16 protein-coding genes are annotated in these 18,050 nt (G+C 59.0%); 6 read left to right on the top strand and 10 right to left on the bottom strand.

The features are described from left to right. Positions 1–4: 4 nt before the first annotated feature. The 4 genes from KGB03_RS29170 (at position 5) to lpxC (ending at position 4,441) form a co-directional block, all read left to right on the top strand. The gene (locus tag KGB03_RS29170; protein WP_056740930.1) at positions 5–874 is read left to right on the top strand and encodes a cell division protein FtsQ/DivIB; all 870 of its coding nucleotides are present in this window, start codon (positions 5–7) and stop codon (positions 872–874) included. Between the two features lie 14 nt (positions 875–888). After that, positions 889–2,148, top strand: a complete 1,260-nt coding sequence (gene ftsA / locus KGB03_RS29165; protein WP_046048247.1) for a cell division protein FtsA — start codon at positions 889–891, stop codon at positions 2,146–2,148. A gap of 75 nt (positions 2,149–2,223) precedes the next feature. Further along, positions 2,224–3,417, top strand: coding sequence for a cell division protein FtsZ (ftsZ, locus tag KGB03_RS29160; protein ID WP_133840314.1), 1,194 nt, complete (start codon positions 2,224–2,226; stop codon positions 3,415–3,417). A 112-nt stretch (positions 3,418–3,529) separates the two neighbouring features. Then, the gene (lpxC, locus tag KGB03_RS29155) at positions 3,530–4,441 is read left to right on the top strand and encodes a UDP-3-O-acyl-N-acetylglucosamine deacetylase (protein WP_008147525.1); all 912 of its coding nucleotides are present in this window, start codon (positions 3,530–3,532) and stop codon (positions 4,439–4,441) included. A 57-nt stretch (positions 4,442–4,498) separates the two neighbouring features. Here the strand turns inward: lpxC and KGB03_RS29150 are convergent, their stop codons facing one another. The 7 genes from KGB03_RS29150 to KGB03_RS29120 all read right to left on the bottom strand — a co-directional run bounded on the left by KGB03_RS29150 (position 4,499) and on the right by KGB03_RS29120 (position 14,350). Further along, complete coding sequence (locus tag KGB03_RS29150; protein ID WP_223530671.1) at positions 4,499–5,995, bottom strand: sensor domain-containing diguanylate cyclase; 1,497 nt, start codon at positions 5,993–5,995, stop codon at positions 4,499–4,501. Positions 5,996–6,142: 147 nt separating this feature from the next. Next, positions 6,143–7,462 carry an OprD family porin gene (locus tag KGB03_RS29145; RefSeq protein ID WP_223530669.1) on the bottom strand — a complete coding sequence of 440 codons (1,320 nt, stop codon included), beginning with the start codon at positions 7,460–7,462 and terminating at the stop codon, positions 6,143–6,145. 195 nt (positions 7,463–7,657) lie between these two features. Beyond that, a complete protein-coding gene (locus KGB03_RS29140; RefSeq protein ID WP_218537969.1) occupies positions 7,658–7,882 on the bottom strand; it encodes a hypothetical protein in 225 nt (74 codons plus the stop codon). A gap of 168 nt (positions 7,883–8,050) precedes the next feature. Beyond that, the gene (locus KGB03_RS29135; RefSeq protein WP_111451326.1) at positions 8,051–9,415 is read right to left on the bottom strand and encodes a heavy metal sensor histidine kinase; all 1,365 of its coding nucleotides are present in this window, start codon (positions 9,413–9,415) and stop codon (positions 8,051–8,053) included. Continuing rightward, the gene (locus KGB03_RS29130) at positions 9,405–10,082 is read right to left on the bottom strand and encodes a heavy metal response regulator transcription factor (RefSeq protein ID WP_111451327.1); all 678 of its coding nucleotides are present in this window, start codon (positions 10,080–10,082) and stop codon (positions 9,405–9,407) included. Before KGB03_RS29130 ends, KGB03_RS29135 begins: the two co-directional genes overlap by 11 nt. Before the next feature lie 9 nt (positions 10,083–10,091). Then, positions 10,092–13,193, bottom strand: a complete 3,102-nt coding sequence (locus tag KGB03_RS29125) for a multidrug efflux RND transporter permease subunit (RefSeq protein ID WP_223530667.1) — start codon at positions 13,191–13,193, stop codon at positions 10,092–10,094. Beyond that, complete coding sequence (locus KGB03_RS29120) at positions 13,190–14,350, bottom strand: efflux RND transporter periplasmic adaptor subunit (protein WP_111451329.1); 1,161 nt, start codon at positions 14,348–14,350, stop codon at positions 13,190–13,192. The genes KGB03_RS29125 and KGB03_RS29120 overlap by 4 nt, the downstream gene beginning before the upstream one ends. Positions 14,351–14,635: 285 nt before the next feature. On the opposite strand from KGB03_RS29120, the gene KGB03_RS29115 reads away from it, so the two are divergent. Both KGB03_RS29115 and KGB03_RS29110 read left to right on the top strand, forming a co-directional pair. After that, the gene (locus KGB03_RS29115; protein ID WP_008147542.1) at positions 14,636–14,893 is read left to right on the top strand and encodes a hypothetical protein; all 258 of its coding nucleotides are present in this window, start codon (positions 14,636–14,638) and stop codon (positions 14,891–14,893) included. Between the two features lie 142 nt (positions 14,894–15,035). After that, positions 15,036–16,175: a transporter substrate-binding domain-containing protein gene (locus tag KGB03_RS29110; RefSeq protein WP_218537967.1), complete on the top strand. Its 1,140-nt coding sequence runs from the start codon at positions 15,036–15,038 to the stop codon at positions 16,173–16,175. Between the two features lie 59 nt (positions 16,176–16,234). Here KGB03_RS29110 and KGB03_RS29105 read toward each other — a convergent pair whose 3' ends face one another. From KGB03_RS29105 to KGB03_RS29095, 3 genes are all read right to left on the bottom strand, one after another. Then, on the bottom strand, positions 16,235–16,984 hold the full coding sequence (locus KGB03_RS29105) for a YkgJ family cysteine cluster protein (RefSeq protein ID WP_223530665.1): 750 nt from the start codon (positions 16,982–16,984) through the stop codon (positions 16,235–16,237). Positions 16,985–17,067: 83 nt separating this feature from the next. Then, positions 17,068–17,394 carry a hypothetical protein gene (locus KGB03_RS29100; protein WP_111451331.1) on the bottom strand — a complete coding sequence of 109 codons (327 nt, stop codon included), beginning with the start codon at positions 17,392–17,394 and terminating at the stop codon, positions 17,068–17,070. A 179-nt stretch (positions 17,395–17,573) separates the two neighbouring features. After that, positions 17,574–18,032, bottom strand: coding sequence for a GNAT family N-acetyltransferase (locus tag KGB03_RS29095; RefSeq protein ID WP_218538021.1), 459 nt, complete (start codon positions 18,030–18,032; stop codon positions 17,574–17,576). Positions 18,033–18,050: the final 18 nt, after the last annotated feature.

The following is an 18,050-nucleotide window of genomic DNA, read 5'->3' as shown; positions in this document are numbered from 1 at the left end:
GACCATGCAAGGCGCACAGCTGAGACATCAGCCCTCCGCACCACCCGGCCGCAAGCCGGTACCGCGGGGTGCCAGCCGAATGGTGGCCAAAGAGCCGATGTCTGCGCGCCTGCCAAAAGCCAATTTTGGTTTTCTGAAAAGCCTGTTCTGGCCGGTGCTGTTGGTCGCACTGGGTTTCGGTACTTACGAAGGCGCACAGCGATTGCTGCCGTACGCCGACCGGCCGATCACCAAGATCAACGTGCAGGGCGACTTGAGTTACATCAGCCAGCAAGCGGTGCAGCAGCGGATCGCCCCGTACGTGGCGTCGAGCTTCTTCACCATCGACCTGGAGAGCATGCGTACCGAGCTTGAAACGATGCCATGGATTGCCCACGCCGAAGTACGCCGGGTGTGGCCGGATCAAGTGGTGATCCGCCTGGAAGAACAACTGCCGGTGGCCCGTTGGGGCGATGAATCGCTGTTGAACAACCAGGGCCAGGCGTTCACCCCGCGTGAGCTGGCGAACTACGAACACTTGCCACAGCTGTTCGGCCCACAACGGGCCCAACAGCAAGTGATGCAGCAATACCAGGTGCTGAGCCAGATGCTCAGGCCGTTGGGCTTCTCGATTGCACGCCTGGAATTGCGTGATCGAGGTAGCTGGTTCCTGACCACCGGCGCCGGCAGCGCGGGTCCGGGAATCGAACTGTTGCTGGGACGCGGCAACCTGCTGGAAAAGATGCGCCGCTTCATTGCCATCTATGACAAGACGCTTAAAGAACAGATTACGAACATTGCGCGCATCGATCTGCGCTACGCCAACGGCCTCGCTGTTGGCTGGCGGGAACCTGTAGCGCCCACGACAGCCCAACCCGCTGTCGCGAAGAATTAAGAAGAGGCAGGACCATGGCAAACGTGCAAAGCGGCAAAATGATCGTCGGTCTCGATATCGGCACCTCCAAAGTGGTGGCGCTGGTCGGCGAGGTCTCGGACGACGGCACGCTGGAAATCGTCGGGATCGGTACCCATCCGTCCCGTGGCCTGAAGAAAGGCGTGGTGGTGAACATCGAGTCCACCGTGCAATCGATCCAGCGCGCGATCGAAGAGGCGCAGCTGATGGCTGGTTGCCGCATTCACTCGGCGTTCGTCGGCGTGGCGGGCAATCATATCCGCAGCCTGAACTCCCACGGCATCGTGGCGATTCGTGATCGCGAAGTCAGCGCCGCCGACCTCGAGCGCGTGCTCGACGCCGCCCAGGCTGTAGCGATCCCGGCTGACCAGCGCGTGCTGCACACCCTGCCGCAGGATTACGTGATCGATAACCAGGAAGGTGTTCGTGAGCCTCTGGGCATGTCGGGCGTACGTCTGGAAGCCAAGGTTCACGTGGTCACCTGTGCCGTCAATGCCGCACAGAACATTGAAAAATGCGTGCGTCGCTGCGGCCTGGAAATCGACGACATCATTCTCGAGCAACTGGCTTCGGCCTACTCGGTCCTGACCGACGACGAGAAAGAGCTGGGCGTGTGCCTGGTGGACATCGGTGGCGGCACCACTGACATCGCGATTTTCACCGAAGGTGCGATCCGTCACACCGCGGTCATCCCGATTGCGGGCGACCAGGTAACCAACGACATCGCCATGGCGTTGCGCACCCCGACCCAGTACGCCGAAGAAATCAAGATTCGCTACGCCTGCGCCCTGGCCAAACTGGCCGGTGCCGGTGAAACCATCAAGGTTCCGAGCGTTGGCGACCGTCCACCGCGCGAGCTGTCCCGTCAGGCCCTGGCCGAAGTGGTCGAGCCGCGTTACGACGAGCTGTTCACGCTGATCCAGGCCGAACTGCGTCGCAGTGGCTACGAAGACCTGATCCCGGCCGGCATCGTGCTGACCGGTGGTACGTCGAAGATGGAAGGTGCGGTCGAACTGGCCGAAGAAATCTTCCACATGCCGGTCCGCCTGGGCGTGCCGCATGGCGTCAAGGGCCTGGACGATGTGGTCCGCAACCCGATTTATTCCACCGGCGTTGGCCTGTTGATGTACGGCCTGCAGAAGCAGTCCGACGGGATTTCGTTCTCGGGCATCAGCAGCCGCGACAGCTACAGCAATGAAGAACCGAAAGCCGCCTTGCTCGATCGCATCAAGAGCTGGGTACAAGGCAACTTCTAAAGATTTACGCAGCACCGCAAGACCGCAGCAAAAAGCAGTAGGCGAAAAAACTAGAGAAATGAAAGGAGAGGGAAAATGTTCGAACTCGTAGACAACATCCCCGCAAGCCCGGTTATTAAAGTTATCGGTGTTGGCGGAGGCGGCGGCAACGCCGTCAACCACATGGTCAAGAGCAACATTGAAGGCGTTGAATTCATCTGCGCCAACACTGATGCCCAAGCGCTGAAAAGCATCGGCGCGCGGACCATCCTGCAACTGGGCACCGGCGTGACCAAAGGTCTCGGCGCTGGCGCCAACCCTGAAGTAGGTCGTCAGGCTGCTCTCGAAGATCGTGAGCGCATTGCCGAAGTCCTGCAGGGCACCAATATGGTGTTCATCACCACTGGCATGGGCGGTGGTACCGGTACCGGTGCTGCGCCGATCATTGCTGAAGTGGCCAAGGAAATGGGGATTCTCACCGTTGCGGTGGTGACTCGTCCGTTCCCGTTTGAAGGTCGCAAGCGCATGCAGATCGCCGATGAAGGCATCCGTCTGCTGTCTGAAAGCGTCGACTCGTTGATCACCATTCCCAACGAGAAGCTGCTGACCATCCTTGGCAAGGACGCAAGCCTGCTGTCCGCGTTCGCCAAGGCCGACGATGTACTGGCCGGTGCCGTTCGCGGTATCTCCGACATCATCAAGCGTCCGGGCATGATCAACGTCGACTTTGCCGACGTGCGTACCGTGATGAGCGAAATGGGCATGGCGATGATGGGCACTGGCTGCGCCAGCGGTCCGAACCGTGCACGCGAGGCCACCGAAGCGGCCATTCGCAACCCGTTGCTGGAAGACGTGAACCTGCAAGGTGCACGCGGCATCCTGGTGAACATCACCGCCGGTCCTGACCTGTCCCTGGGTGAGTACTCCGACGTGGGTAGCATCATCGAAGCTTTCGCTTCCGAGCACGCGATGGTCAAGGTTGGTACCGTTATCGATCCGGACATGCGCGACGAGCTGCACGTAACAGTAGTAGCCACTGGTTTGGGCGCGAAAATCGAGAAGCCTGTGAAGGTTATCGACAACACCATGCACACCTCCGTGACTTCGCAACCGCAGCAACAAGCGCCTTCGCGTCAGGAAGCGCCTGCTGTGAACTATCGTGACCTGGACCGTCCGACCGTCATGCGCAACCAGGCTCAGGCCGGTGCTGCGACTGCCGCGAAGATGAACCCGCAAGATGATCTGGACTACCTGGACATCCCGGCTTTCCTGCGTCGTCAGGCCGATTAATGGAATGTATCAGGGCTATGAAGGTGATTGGTGTTCAGCAAAGGTCTGGTCTGCTATCATCGCCAGCCTTTGTTGATACCAGTTCGCAATTTGCGCTGAAGCGGCCCAAGCCATGATTAAACAACGCACACTGAAAAATATTATCCGTGCTACAGGTGTAGGCCTGCACTCCGGGGAAAAGGTATACCTGACCCTCAAGCCCGCACCTATCGACACCGGCATTGTGTTTGTTCGTGCCGATCTCGACCCTGTGGTGCAGATTCCTGCCCGCGCGGAAAACGTTGGTGAAACCACGATGTCGACCACATTGGTCAGTGGTGACACCAAAGTGGATACGGTGGAGCACTTGCTCTCGGCCATGGCTGGCCTGGGCATCGATAACGCCTACGTCGAGCTCTCCGCGTCTGAAGTTCCGATCATGGATGGTAGCGCTGGACCTTTCGTATTCCTGATTCAATCGGCCGGCCTGGAAGAACAGGACGCACCGAAGAAGTTCATCCGGATCCTGCGGGAAGTGACAGTGGAAGACGGCGACAAGCGCGCCACTTTCGTCCCTTTCGAAGGCTTCAAGGTGAGTTTCGAGATCGATTTCGATCACCCGGTTTTCCGTAACCGCACACAAAGTGCAAGCGTGGATTTTTCCAGCACTTCGTTCGTAAAAGAAGTCAGCCGCGCCCGTACCTTTGGTTTCATGAGTGATATCGAGTACCTGCGCAAGCACAACCTCGCACTCGGCGGCAGCGTTGAAAACGCTATTGTGGTCGACGCGGATGGTGTACTGAACGAAGACGGCCTTCGCTATGAAGACGAATTCGTTAAGCACAAGATCCTCGATGCAATTGGTGACCTCTACCTGCTGGGCAATAGCCTGATAGGTGAGTTCAAGGGCTTCAAGTCCGGACATGCATTGAACAACCAGCTGCTGCGCAAGTTGATTGAGCAGACAGATGCTTGGGAAGTCGTGACTTTCGAAGACGCCAGCACTGCACCGATCTCTTACATGCGTCCAGTTGCGGCCGTGTAAGTAAAAAACCTCTCTAGTTTTTAAAGGCTACCTTCGGGTGGCCTTTTTTTATGCCTTCTAATCCGCACAAACCACCCGATTACGCCCACTTTCCTTGGCCTGATACAGCGCCTTGTCCGCTGCAAACAATAGCTGTTCCAGGCTGATCTCGGCGGAGGTGGTCCAGGTGCTGATACCGATACTGACAGTAATTGGCGACTCGGCACCTGCCACCAGCGGCAATTGTTCCACTGTCGCGCGGATGTGTTCGGCAATCTGTTGCGCACCCTGGCTGTCGGTTTCCGCGAGAATCACCGAAAACTCCTCACCGCCATAACGGGCGACCAGATCGGCTGGTCGCCTCACATTGTCGGAGATCACCTTGGCCACCGAGCGCAACGCATCGTCGCCAGCCTGATGCCCATGACGATCGTTGAACGCCTTGAAATGGTCGGCATCAATCATCAGCAGCGACAATGGCTGGCCGGAACGTTGAGCGCGGAACCACTCATGACGCAGGACCTGATCCAGCGTTCGGCGGTTGGCCAGGCCGGTCAAGGCATCGGTGGCCGCCAGTTGCGCCAGCTCCTGTTCGGCGTTGTGGCGCAGGCGCAGTTCCCGGCTGAGCAGCCAAGTCAGCCAGAGCAAGCCGATGCACAGCGCAATAGTCGCAACGCTGACCACCACCGCCGTGCGCTTCCACGACGCAAACACTTCATCACTGGACAGTGCAACGATGACGATCAACGGCAAGTTGCCCACCTTGGAGAACGTGTACAGGCGTTTGTCCTTATAGTGGCTTGAAACACTGGTGAAGCTGCCGTTGCCTTCCTTGACGATGCGCTGAAAGTTGGGACGGTTGCTGAAGTCCTTGCCAATCAGCTCTTCGGCCAAGCGGGGTTCCTGGGCCAGAAGAATCCCGTCCGAGCTGATCAGGTTGACCGAGCTGTCACGACCGATGCTCAAGCTGTTGAACAGTTGATCGAAATAACTCAAGCGCATGGCGGCTTCGGCCACGCCAAGAAATTCACCCTGTGAGCCGCTGACCCGGCGACTGAAGCTGATTCGCCATTCATGTTCAGGCAGTCTGGAACGGAAGGGACGGCTGATGAACATGCTCGGGTCGCGATTGTTCACGTGCGACTGAAAGTATTCGCGGTCAGCAAAATTGCCCTTTCTGGGCTCTACCGAGGCCGAGTCGGCGATCACGTCGCCCTTGTTGTCCAGCAACAAAATGTCGCCCTTGTACGGCGCGGCAGTGGCGCGGTCAAACAGGGCCAGATGGTGGATGGCAGGGGAAACGTTCTTGAGGTCTTCACGCTGGGAGGCGGCGATCAAGCCGAGCAAGGACAGGTCATAGAGTTCGACATTGCGCAGCACGTCGGCGTCGATCAGTTGCACGATGTTGGTGGCTGCGCGAGTGGCGGAGTGTTCAGCATTGGCGCGTTCGCGAATGAGCAGGAACGTCACGATGCTTGATATCGCAATCACCAGCAGCAAACTGCCGAGAAGCAGAAGCTGCTCCGATCGCGTCGACCGGATCGGATGGTGAGAAATTGCAGTGCTCACACTCATGGTTCTGACTTCTGCTAATGAGGCGTTATGAAAGTGTTTTGCAAGACTCAGGCAGAATCCCAGATACCCTTTGCGTTCGGAGCGCCTGTATAAATCCCGGATAAAAAAAAGGCCAGCAAAACATGCTGGCCTTTTACTTATAGAAGCTTAGAAGACATTGAGCGGGTAGTCGACGATCACCCGGTATTCATCGGTGTCCTGATCCAGTACGCCGTAGCCGTTGCCTCCACGGTTGGTCGCCCATTGCAGACGCAGCGCCAGGTTTTTGGCCTTGCCGCCCTGAACCACATACTTGAGATCGATGTCTCGTTCCCAGTGCCTGGCGTTTTTGCCATCAGCGCTGTACCACGAGGCATAACCGGGGCTGTCCGGGTCGACCTTGGTCAGGTCCAGTTCCCCTTGGGAGTAAGAGACCGCCGAGGTCAGGCCGGCGAGGCCGAGCCCGACAAAGTCGTAGGCGTACTTGAGTTTCCATGAGCGTTCGTTCGGGCCGTTGAAGTCCGAATACTGCTGGGAATTGTCGAGGTAGACGCTGTCGCCCTGGCTGATGTAGTCGAACGGCGTGTTGCCGTTGACCCGCTGATAGGCCGCGGTAACGCTGTGATTGCCCACGCCCACGGTGAAATGCAGGCTGTAGGTGTTGTTGTCGATGTGGCCCAGCAGCGCATCGCCGGTGTCTTGCGTGTGATAGGCATGCAGGCCCGGGTTGAGGCTGACCAGATCGTTCAACGCGTAGGTGTAATCCAGGTCGTAGTAATACTGGTTCCAGATGTCCTTGAGTTCGGAAGCATAGAGGCTGCTGGTTAACCCCGGCAGGCCGCTCCAGGCCACGCCGGCCCAATTCAGGTGCTTACTTTCGTCACCGTCGGCCAGGCTGCCGTAGGACGTGCCGATTCGGGTGTGTCCACTCTGGTTGTAAGGCTTGGTGAAACTCGCCTGGCCACCTTCGATCATCCAGCCGTCAAAACTGTGGTTGGTCAGGCTGACGCCGCGAAAGGTCTGGGGCAGCATGCGGGTTTCGCCGCCGGCGATCACCGGGTTGGCGAGAAACAAGTCACCGGCCTTCAGTTCGGTGTCGAAGGCACGCATTTTCAGTGTGCCACCCGCCGTTGAGAACGAACCTGGCGCTTTGCCGTTGCCATCGCTGACCGGCAGGATGCTCGAATTATCAGTGCCGCCACCGCCGTCGAGCTTGAGCCCGAGCATGGCGTGGGCGTCAACGCCGAAACCGACGGCGCCTTGGGTGTAGCCCGATTCGAAGAGGCCAAGGAAACCCTGGCCCCATTCAATGTTGTCGTCCGTGTGCTGCAGGCGGTTGCGGTTCATGTAGTAGTTACGGGCGTTGAGGATGAGGCTCGATCCTTCAACGAAACCTTCGGCGTTTGAGTCGTCTGCGGCGTGAGCGGCAGGCGTCACCGTTGCAGCGATTGCAATGAATAACGGGCTGAATCTGAGAGGGAAACGCACTAGCGGTAAAGCTCCTTGGGTCAACTTAGAGCCTCATTGTTTTGAGACTCAGGATGTTTCTTGTTAGGGAAGACGAACTAAAGCTGTTTAAAACCACAACGAAAAAAAGCCGCTGATAGCAGCGGCTTTGAAGACAACTTTTCAAAGGGAAGAGCCGATGAAAAGTGTCGAGGGAAACAGAGTGATACGGGGCAATCAGCTGTCTTTCTCAACCACTGGCAGGGTCTGAGTGCTCGACGCTTGAGGGGTTTGCGCAGCTTCCTGGGCCTTGGCTGTCATTTCGCTCTGATACTGTTCGAATGCAGCAGCGCGGGCGGAGTTTTGCGCGACGAACGTCTGCGACTCTTCAGCGATGGCGAACGGAGACAGAAACAAAGAGGACAAAACGAAAGCGCTGGCAATACCCATAGTGTTGGACATCTTTAAAACCTTCTTGCTTGGCAAGTGCTGTTTGGTGGGGCCAAGATAAGGGGGATTGGAGAGGGGAAAAAGAGCGGATTCATGAAAGGACTGTTGCGCTTAAAGCAACAGTAGGTGGCCGAATTGAACATGTCCTCTGGTGAGGTGGCTTCTGAGGGCCGGGTTGGATCAGACGGGGAGGTGGATGCCGAAGGTATTCATGCCGTGATCACTGCGCACAAACACGTCCCCGCCGTGCATCAGTGCAATCGCCTTGACGATCGCCAACCCCAAGCCATGGTTGTTGCCACTGTTGCTGCGCGATGCATCGACCCGATAAAAACGCTCAAACAGCCGCGACAAATGCTCGCTGGCAATCGGCGATCCAGGGTTCGCAACCCCGATGCTGACCTGATGCTCCTCAACCTCGATCCGCACCTCAATCACTTGCCCAGGCTCGGTGTGCTGCACCGCGTTGCTCAGCAGGTTGATCAACGCCCGGCGCAGATGAGCGATCTCGATCCGCACTTGGGCATCGCCACTGACCTGCACCTGAACCTGCGCGTCTTCAAGGATGAAATCCAGATACTCCAGGGTCGTGGCCACTTCATCGGCCAGCGAGGTGGAGGTCAGTTTGGTGGCTTTGCTGCCTTGGTCTGCACTGGCGAGGAACAGCATGTCGTTGATGATCGAGCGCAGTCGCTCAAGCTCTTCAAGGTTCGATTGCAGCACTTCAAAATAGTGTTCGGCGGATCGCCCGCGAGTCAGCGCAACCTGGGTCTGGCCGATCAGGTTGGTCAGGGGCGAGCGCAGTTCGTGGGCCACGTCCGCGTTGAACGACTCAAGGCGCGAGTAAGCCTGTTCGACCCGCTCCAGTGTCGAGTTGAACGAATTGACGAACTGATTCAGTTCCGGCGGTAGCGGCGACAATTGCAGGCGACCGGACAACAACGGCGGTGCCAGCCGCTGGGCTTCCTGGGACAACTTGATCAGCGGCTTGAGGCCGATCCGCGCCACCCAATAACCGAGGGCCGACGCCAGCAACACGCCGATGATCGCCAGGCTGATCAGGGCAACCAGCAAATGGTGCTGAGTTTGCAAAAACGTCTCGGTGTCGATGCCGATCATGAAGCGCAACGGCGGGCGTTGATCCTTGGCCGGGAACTGACTGACCAGCACTTTCAGCGGATAAGGCTGATCCGCAAGATTCAAGTCGCGCATGCCCAGCGGGCCTTCGGCAAAGGCGCGAATCTGCGGCGTCAGGTTGCCGTATTCGTAGTGCGGATCACCGCTGATGATCCAGAAGCTGATGCGTTTGTCTTCTTCGCCGAGCAGCTTGAGCTTGTTGTTGATCTTCACCCAATGCTCGGGCGTGCCATAACGCCCGACCGTGGATTCAAGCACGCTGTAGCGCGCGTCCAGTTCAGCCTCGGGCAACAAACCCAGGCCTTTATCGACCTGTTGATACAGCGCCCAGCCGATCAACAGAAACACCAAAAGTGCCACCAGCGTGAACATCCCGCTCAGGCGTAGCGCGATTGAGTTACTGGACACCACGGCTCTCCAGCACATAACCCATGCCACGAATTGTGTGCAGCAGTTTCTCTTCGAACGGCCCGTCGAGTTTGGCGCGCAGGCGTTTGATCGCGACTTCGACAACGTTGGCGTCGCTGTCGAAATTGATGTCCCAGACCATTTCGGCAATGGCGGTTTTCGACAGGATTTCACCCTGACGGCGGGCCAGCACGCTCAATAGCGAGAACTCCTTGGCGGTCAGGTCCAGACGCGTGCCGGCACGGGTGGCTTTGCGGCTGATCAAATCTATCCACAGGTCGGCGATGCTCACCTGCACCGGTTCATGACCACCGCTGCGGCGGGTCAGCGCCTGAAGGCGCGCCACCAGTTCCAGAAAGGAAAATGGTTTGCCAAGGTAATCGTCGGCACCGTCGCGCAGGCCTTTGATGCGATCTTCCACACGCTCGCGGGCGGTCAACATGATCACCGGGGTTTGCTTGCGCGCACGCAACGCGCGCAGTACGCCGAAGCCGTCGAGGCCCGGCAGCATGACGTCGAGGACGATCACCGCATAGTCGCTTTCCAGCGCCAGGTGCAGGCCGTCAACGCCGTCGCGCGCCAGGTCCACGGTGTAACCCTGTTCCGTCAGGCCGCGGTGCAGATAATCCGCGGTTTTTTCTTCGTCTTCGATAATCAGAACGCGCATGACCCCGCCTCAGTCTGTGGTCGCCAGAGCCGGATGTGGCGTTGGCTTAGGCCGATGGAATAGCCGCTCAAGCCACAAGTATATGACCGGCGTGGTGAACAACGTCAGCGCCTGGCTCACCAGCAAGCCGCCGACGACCGCGATCCCCAAGGGCTGGCGCAGTTCGGCGCCGGTGCCATAACCGAGCATCAATGGCAGCGCGCCGAGCAGGGCGGCGAGGGTGGTCATGATGATCGGCCGGAATCGTGTGATACAGGCCTGGTAGATCGCTTCTTCCGGCGACAGCCCGCCCTTGCGTTGCGCTTCGAGGGCGAAGTCGATCATCAGGATGCCGTTCTTCTTCACGATCCCGATCAGCAACACCAGCCCGATCAGCGCCATGATCGAAAAGTCCTGCCCGCAAATCCACAACATGATCACCGCGCCGAGCCCCGCCGACGGCAGCGTCGAGATGATGGTCAGCGGATGGACGAAGCTCTCGTAAAGCACGCCGAGAATGATGTACACCGCCACCAGCGCCGCCAGGATCAGCCATGGTTGACTGGCCAGCGAACTCTGGAACGCCTGGGCCGCGCCCTGGAAATTACCGCTGATGGCCACCGGCATGCCGATGTCGGTCTTGGCCTGATTGAGCATGATCACCGCATCGCCCAGCGCCACACCGGGCGCCAGATTGAACGACAGGTTGGCCGCCGGGAACATGCCGTCATGGGCGATGGACAGCGGGCCGACCGTTGGCGCGTCGAATTTGGCCAGGGCCGACAGCGGCACCATTTCCCCGCTGAGCGGCGAGCGCAGGTAGAAATAGTTGAGGCTTTCGGCCTTGCCGCGCTGCTTGGTGTCCAGTTCCAGAATCACGTTGTACTGGTTGGTCTGGGTCTGGAACTCATTGATCTGCCGCTGGCCGAAGGCGTCGTACAACGCTTCGTCGACATCGCTGGCGGTCAGGCCGAAACGTGCGGCGGCGCTACGGTCAATGCTGATGTGGGTGATGCTGCCGCCCAGTTGCAGGTCGTTGGAAATGTCACGGAACGCCGGGTTGGCGCGCAGTTTTTCCGTCAGGCGCTGGGTCCAGGTGCTCAGGAGTGGCCCGTCGTTACTCTTGAGCACGTATTGGTACTGCGCGCGACTCGGACCGGAGCTGAGGTTGATGTCTTGCCCGGCGCGCAGGTACAGCACGATGCCCGGGACTTTCATCAGTTGCGGACGTATCCGGTCAATGAACTGACTGGCGGAGACGTCGCGGTCGCCGCGTTTTTTCAGAGAGATCCAGAAGCGACCGTTGGCGATGGTCTGGTTACTGCCAGAGACGCCAACCGAGTGGGAAAACGCCGCGACTGCCGGATCCGCCGCGACGATTTCGGCCATCGCCAGGTGTTTTTTCACCATGTCGCCGTAGGAAATATCGGCGGCCGCTTCGGTGGTGCCGAGGACGAAACCGGTGTCCTGCACCGGGAAGAAGCCCTTGGGGATAAAAATGTAACCGGCTATCGCCAGGCCCAGAGACAGGCCGAACACGCCGATCATCAGCTTCTGGTGGGCGAGGGCGCGGCGTAGAAGTTTTTCATAGCCTGCCAGCAAGCGTTCGCCAAACGTAGGTTTGCTGTGGGCGTTATGCACCGGCGCGCGCATGAACAGCGCGGCGAGCGTTGGCGCCAGCGTCAACGAGACCACCACCGAAATCATGATCGTCGAAGTGGCAGTCAGGGCGAATTCCTTGAACAGCCGCCCGACCACGCCGCCCATGAAGAGCAGCGGAATGAACGCCGCCACCAGCGAAAAGCTGATGGAGACCACGGTGAAACCAATCTCGCCGGCACCTTTGATCGCCGCCTCGCGCATGCCGTCGCCGGCTTCCAAGTGACGGTGAATGTTTTCCACCACCACAATCGCATCGTCCACCACAAACCCGACGGACACCACGATCGCCACCAGCGTCAGGTTGTTCAGGCTGAAACCCATGATGTACATCAGGGCGAAACTGGCGATCAGCGACACACCGAGCACCGACGCCACGATCAGGGTCGCCGATAACTGCCGCAGGAACAGCGCCATCACCGCCACCACCAGCAGGATTGCGATCAGCAGGGTGACCTCCACTTCATGCAACGAAGCACGGATGGTCTGGGTGCGGTCGATCAACACTTTGACCTGCACCGATGCCGGCAGCATGGCCTCTAGCGTCGGCAGGGCCGCTTGAATACGGTCCACGGTCTCGACGATGTTGGCTCCCGGTTGCCGGAAAATCACCAGGTTCACCCCCGGCTGACCGTCAGCCCAGGCCTGGATGTAGGCGTCTTCCGAACCGTTGACGACTTTGGCTACATCCTTGAGATGAACCGGTGCGCCGTCCTTGTAGGAAACAATCAGCTGACCGTATTCCTGGGGGTGGAACAATTGGTCGTTGGTGGACAAGGTCGAAATGCTCGACTCGCCGTACAACGCACCCTTGGCCAGGTTGAGGCTGGTCCGCTGGATCGCGAGGCGAATGTCTGCCAGGGTCAGGCCAATGGCGGCGAGTTTGTCCGCCGACGCCTGCACGCGGATCGCCGGACGTTGCTGACCGGTGATGTTGATATTGCCTACGCCGTCGATCTGGCTGATCTGACGGGCGAGCAGGGTTTCCACCAGGTCACTGACCTCGGTGCCGGGCATTTGCGGCGAGTTGATGCTGAGGATCAGCACCGGGCTATCGGCCGGATTGACCTTCCTCCAGTTCGGCAGGTTCGGCATGTCTTTGGGTAGTTTGCCGGCGGCGGTGTTGATCGCGGCCTGGACTTCCTGGGCGGCGGTGTCGATGCTTTTGTCGAGGGTGAATTGCAGGGTCAGGATGGTCGAGCCCAGGGCGCTACTCGAGGTCATTTGGGTCACGCCGGGGATGGCGCTGAATTGCACTTCAAGCGGCGTGGCCACCGACGAGGCCATGGTTTCGGGGTTGGCGCCAGGCAGTTGCGCGGCCACCTGAATGGTCGGGAATTCTGCTTCCGGCAGTGGCGCAATCGACAGTTGCGGAAAGGCGATGACACCGAGCAGCACCAAGGCAAAGGTCAGCAGGACCGTCGCCACCGGATGATCGATGCACCACGCGGAAACCGAGCCATGGCCCTTCATGGTTTCGGCTCCGATTGCACCACTTGCGGTGGGTCGGTCACTACCTGCACGGTCGAGCCGGGCTTGAGCCGCGACTGGCCGTCGCTGACCAGCACATCGCCCGGTTTCACGCCTTTGATGAGGTCCTGGCCGCTGCCTTGATAAACCATCTGCACCTGAACGGCTTCGACCTTGTCGCCATTGACCCGGTAGACGAAATGTTGATCGAGGCCACGTTGTACGACGGTGGGCGGCACCACCAGCGCATTTTTATCCAGTGCTGTCTGAATCTTTACCGTTACCAGCAGGCCCGGCCAGAGTTTCTGTGCGGGGTTGGCGAATTCGGCCTTGGCGCGGATGGTCCCGGTGTTGGCGTTGATCTGGTTGTCGATCAGGGTCAAATGACCTTCGCCGAGCAGGTTGCCGGTTTCCCCGTCGGTGTCGGCGCCGATATAAGCCTTGACCGGCGTGTGCTGTGGATCGTTGATCAGTCCCTGCAGGGTCGGCAGCATTTGCTGTGGCAGGGAGAACTCCACGGCGATCGGGTCGATCTGGGTCACCGTGAACAGGCCTTGAGCGTCGGTCATGCGCAGGAAGTTGCCTTCATCCACTGTGCGAATACCGACGCGACCGGTCACCGGGGAGCGAATCTGTGTGTAGGAAAGCTGCACTTGCGCGGCGTCGATCGAGGCCTGGTTACCTTGGGCGGTGGCTTTGAGTTGGTTGACTAACGCCTGTTGCTGGTCATAGGTCTGTTTGGATACGCCGTCATCCACGCTCAGTAGTTTGTAGCGTTTGAGGTTGACCAGTGCGACTTGCAGCTGCGCCTGGCTTTCGCCGAGTTGCGCCCGGGCTTGATCGAGGCTGGCGCGGATCGCGCGGTCGTCGATGGTGGCGAGCAGGTCGCCTTTGTTCACCAGTTGGCCTTCCTTGACCAATAATTTGGTGAGGATGCCGTCAATTTGCGGGCGCACCACAACGCTATGCAGGGACAGCACCGAGCCGATGCCGCTGACGTAGCGGGGGACGTCTTTTTCGGTGACGCTCACTACCCGAACGGGGATCGCCGTGGGCGCGGTCAGTTTGGTGGTAGCGGGCTTGATGGCGTACCACAGGCCCAGCGCTGCCAGAACGATCAGAAGGGCTGCGAGCAAGGCGGGTTTTTTCTGAATTCGCATGCGAGTGGGGCGCCGGGGCTGTGGGTCGGTTTTTTTCAGGTTTGTATCTTCCTTTATAAACCTGTTCGCCGGTCAGCGAGGTGACTGCTAACTGACGGCGCTGTCAGTTTGGGCTTGGTATGCCTGACAGCTGACTCCCCCAGATGTGCGCCGGCCGGTGTGTCAGTCAGCACAAACCCGACGGACTCGCTTGCTGCTTGAAGCTTGCGACTCCCGAGACAGGTATACTGCCGCCTTTCGCGGCTCGCTGACCGGGCCCGACTCTATGCATCACCCGGAGCTTTCATGACTTCCCCGACACAACCGCCGGTTGCCGACGCTTTGAGCGACGACCAGGCAGACCTGCCAGACAGCGTCGACTCCAGCGCAGACAGCGAAACCAAAGCCGAGATCCCGGCGTTCAAGTTCCCGTTCAAACCGGGCGACCTGGCTGCCGCAAAGAACGCCAGCCAGCCCTGGTACAAGAATGGCGCCAAGAACGGCCATACCAAGACCCCGGGCGCAGCGCCTCCTGGTACTCGTCGCTCCATGGGTAAACGCTGACTGTCAGGCGTTTTGTTGAGCGGTAATTGTTCTTTCTGTCATTGAGATAGTTCCTACAAAGATGAGCGATTTGCCCTCTGGGTAAGTCGGTGGCCACTCGTCGAAGATTCATGCCCGTGAATTTTCGATGAAGGCCGCCAAAATGTCTCTGGTTAAAACCCTCTCTCTACTGTCGCTGGTGGCCCTGACCACTGGCTGCATGTCGTCTGCGCCCGATCCACAGATCCGTTTCGGTGTCGAAGCGCTGGTTCCACCGTTCGAGAGTCGTAACGACAAGGGGGAGCTGGTGGGATTGAACGTCGAGTTGGGCAACGCGCTGTGTGCCGAACTCAAATCCCGCTGTGTCTGGGTTGATCAGGATTACGCGACCAACATTCATGCCCTTGAAGCCAACCGTTTCGACGTGATCATGCCGATGACCGCCACCCCTGCGCGTCGCGAGCGGGTTGACTTCACCGAAGACCTGTATCCCTTGAGTAACCGTCTGGTGGCTCGCGTGGGCTCGAATCTGCAGCCGGATGCGCAATCACTCAAGGGCAAGCGTGTCGGCGTCCTTGCAGGCACAAGTCGCGAGGCTTTCGCCAAGGCTCGCTGGGCGGCCGCCGGGGTGACGGTGCGCAGTTTCAATTTCAACGACCAATTGGTCGCCAGCCTGCTGGCGGGTGAGCTCGACGCGACCCTGCAAGACTCGATTGAAATCAACCAGGCGCTTTTAAGTCAGCCTCAGGGGCAAGGTTTCGATTTTGTCGGTCCAGCGCTCAAGGACCCCATGCTGGGCAGTGGCGTGGCCATGGCCGTGCGAAAAACCGACACCCCGCTGCGCGATAACCTGAATGCGGCGCTTGAGCGTCTTAAGCAAAATGGCCAGTACCAAGCGATTACCCAGCGTTATTTGCCACCCGCAGCACCAGACTCACCACGCTACTTTCCGAATGAGGAAGGTCTGGCATTCTCCGATGCGGTGCAGGTCGGCGAGACCATTTACCTTTCCGGAGTACTCGGCCTGGGGGCTGATGGTGAACTGGTGAAGGGCGGCATCGGTCCGCAGACGACCCAGGTCATGGAGAACTTGCGTACCGCGCTGCAACGTAGCGGTTCGTCCCTGGCTCAAGTGGCCAAATGCACGGTCATCCTTGCCGACATAAGGGATTTTTCCGCCATGAATGCTGTGTATCGCAGTTTCTTTGCGGCGGATCGTTTGCCCGCACGTACGACGTTCGCCGGCAAGTTGGTCGAGAACGCGCGGGTAGAAGTGGAATGTCTGGCAGTGACGGCCAGCTAACCCTCTTGGCGACGAATCACTGCGCAACGGAGTGCGCAGTGATTCTGAAGGCTGGCGCCTCAGGCCGCCCGCAACGAAATAAACGCATAGTTCACGGGCGTATCCGTCGCCACTTGCGCACCCGCCGCCTGCACTTGCCCGGCAATGTCCTCACCCGACACATGAAACAACCAGTCAGCGCCTGACCCGGGCACTGGCTGCACCGCAACCTGATCGATGACCCTCGCAAACGCCGTCATATCCGGCAGATAAGCGGTAAACCCATCACCTTTCAACGCTGTAGTCCGAATCCCCAACAGCGCGCAAATCGCCTCCTTGGACTGAATGTCATCGCGATCCGCCTGACGGGAGCGCTGGATCAATCCGGCCAGTTCCTGATCGACCAATTCACCCCCCACAATCAGATCCGGCCCCTTTTCCCACGACTCGGGCGGACATTCTTTCACCGCAGGGTTCAGGGGAATATGCGGATTGATTTCCATCGGGTAGATGCGGCACACCAGCGGCCGGCGTTCATAAATGCGGCAGAGGTTATCTTCGTCAAGATTCCGGCAAGGGCCAACGTTGTAGGCGGCAAAGGTGATGGCTATGTGCGCCTCGGATACGCCGCTTCGAACCTTCACCGAACGGCGTTCGGCGTGTTCGCGTTGCTGCACTGGCAGACCCAGGCCATTGCCCAGGAAACCTTCCACCAGCACGATCACCTGACCGCCATCGGCCGCCCACATCCGGGCTTCGGGCAGGGTCAGGGGTACGTGGTGGTCGTTGCAGCATTTGCCACAGCCTACGCAGGAAAACGTCGTATTCATTGAACGGCCAGTCGCATTAAAGGACATGAAACGGCGACAGAATGCCGCCGCAAAGGCCGCTATCGAAGCAAGTTATGCGCCAGTCACTGCGCCTTGGCGGTTGGGCGGATGGAGTCCCATTCGGTGACGTAAGCGGTTTTGCTTTTTTTGTTGTAGAGACACAGTTCGGTGCCTTGCTGGCCTTTCATGTGTTTTTGCGGGTATTGGCCTTGCAACAGCAGTGCGGTGTAGCCAACCCGGTCATCGAACTGCGCGGCGTTGCCCACAGGTTTGGCATTTTTCAAGCCGCTGGCCTTGGTGCAACTGGCGAGCACGGCTTTGTCGTAGGCGGCCCAGGCGTCCGGGCTGGAAGCGTGAACCTGGGAGGCAAGAGCGGTGAGGCAGAGGAGGGTCAGGCTTGCTGCTTTCATGGGGTCGGGCATCCTTGGGGGTGTTTTGGCCAAGGTTGGAGTATGCCTGATGGGTTCAGGTTGAATGTGTCGGCCCCTTCGCGAGCAGGCTCGCTCCCACATTGGCTCTGCATAGGACACAGATTTTGTGTACGACAAAGATCCATTGTGGGAGCGAGCCTGCTCGCGAAGGCGGTGTGTCAGGCCGGAACCGGTTCCCGGCGGATTACACGCATTCCGGCGTTTTCATACAAACGCTGCGCTCTAAGGTTGTCTTCCAATACCTTCAAATCCACAAAACCTTCGCGCCGTTGCTGAAACACTTTGAAAGCATGCAGTAACAATGCACGACCCAAACCCCGGCCCTGAGCCCGTGGATGCACCACCAGGTTCTTGATATATGCGCTGGTCCAGCACTGGCAAACACCCACAATACCTTCGGCATCCAGAGCGATGAAGCACAGGCTCGGATCATATTCAGGATCGGTTTCAAAACGCTGTTGCCAAACGTCCAGGGCCGGCACGCGACCGCCACCTTCCTGATAGCCCGATTCCATCAAACGATGAACGGCTTCAGCCAGATCGGGGCGGTATTCGCTGAGGACGATTCCCTGAGGCCAAGCGATCGCAGGCACACCTTCAGCAAGGTTGCGCCGCATCAGAAAGCAGAAGTCTTT

Origin of the sequence: Pseudomonas sp. BF-B-26, assembly GCF_019956495.1 — a bacterium.
In the GTDB taxonomy this organism is placed as follows: domain Bacteria; phylum Pseudomonadota; class Gammaproteobacteria; order Pseudomonadales; family Pseudomonadaceae; genus Aquipseudomonas.
The sequence above is the reverse complement of the archived record's forward strand: the minus strand, read 5'-3'. Positions and strand labels throughout refer to the sequence as shown.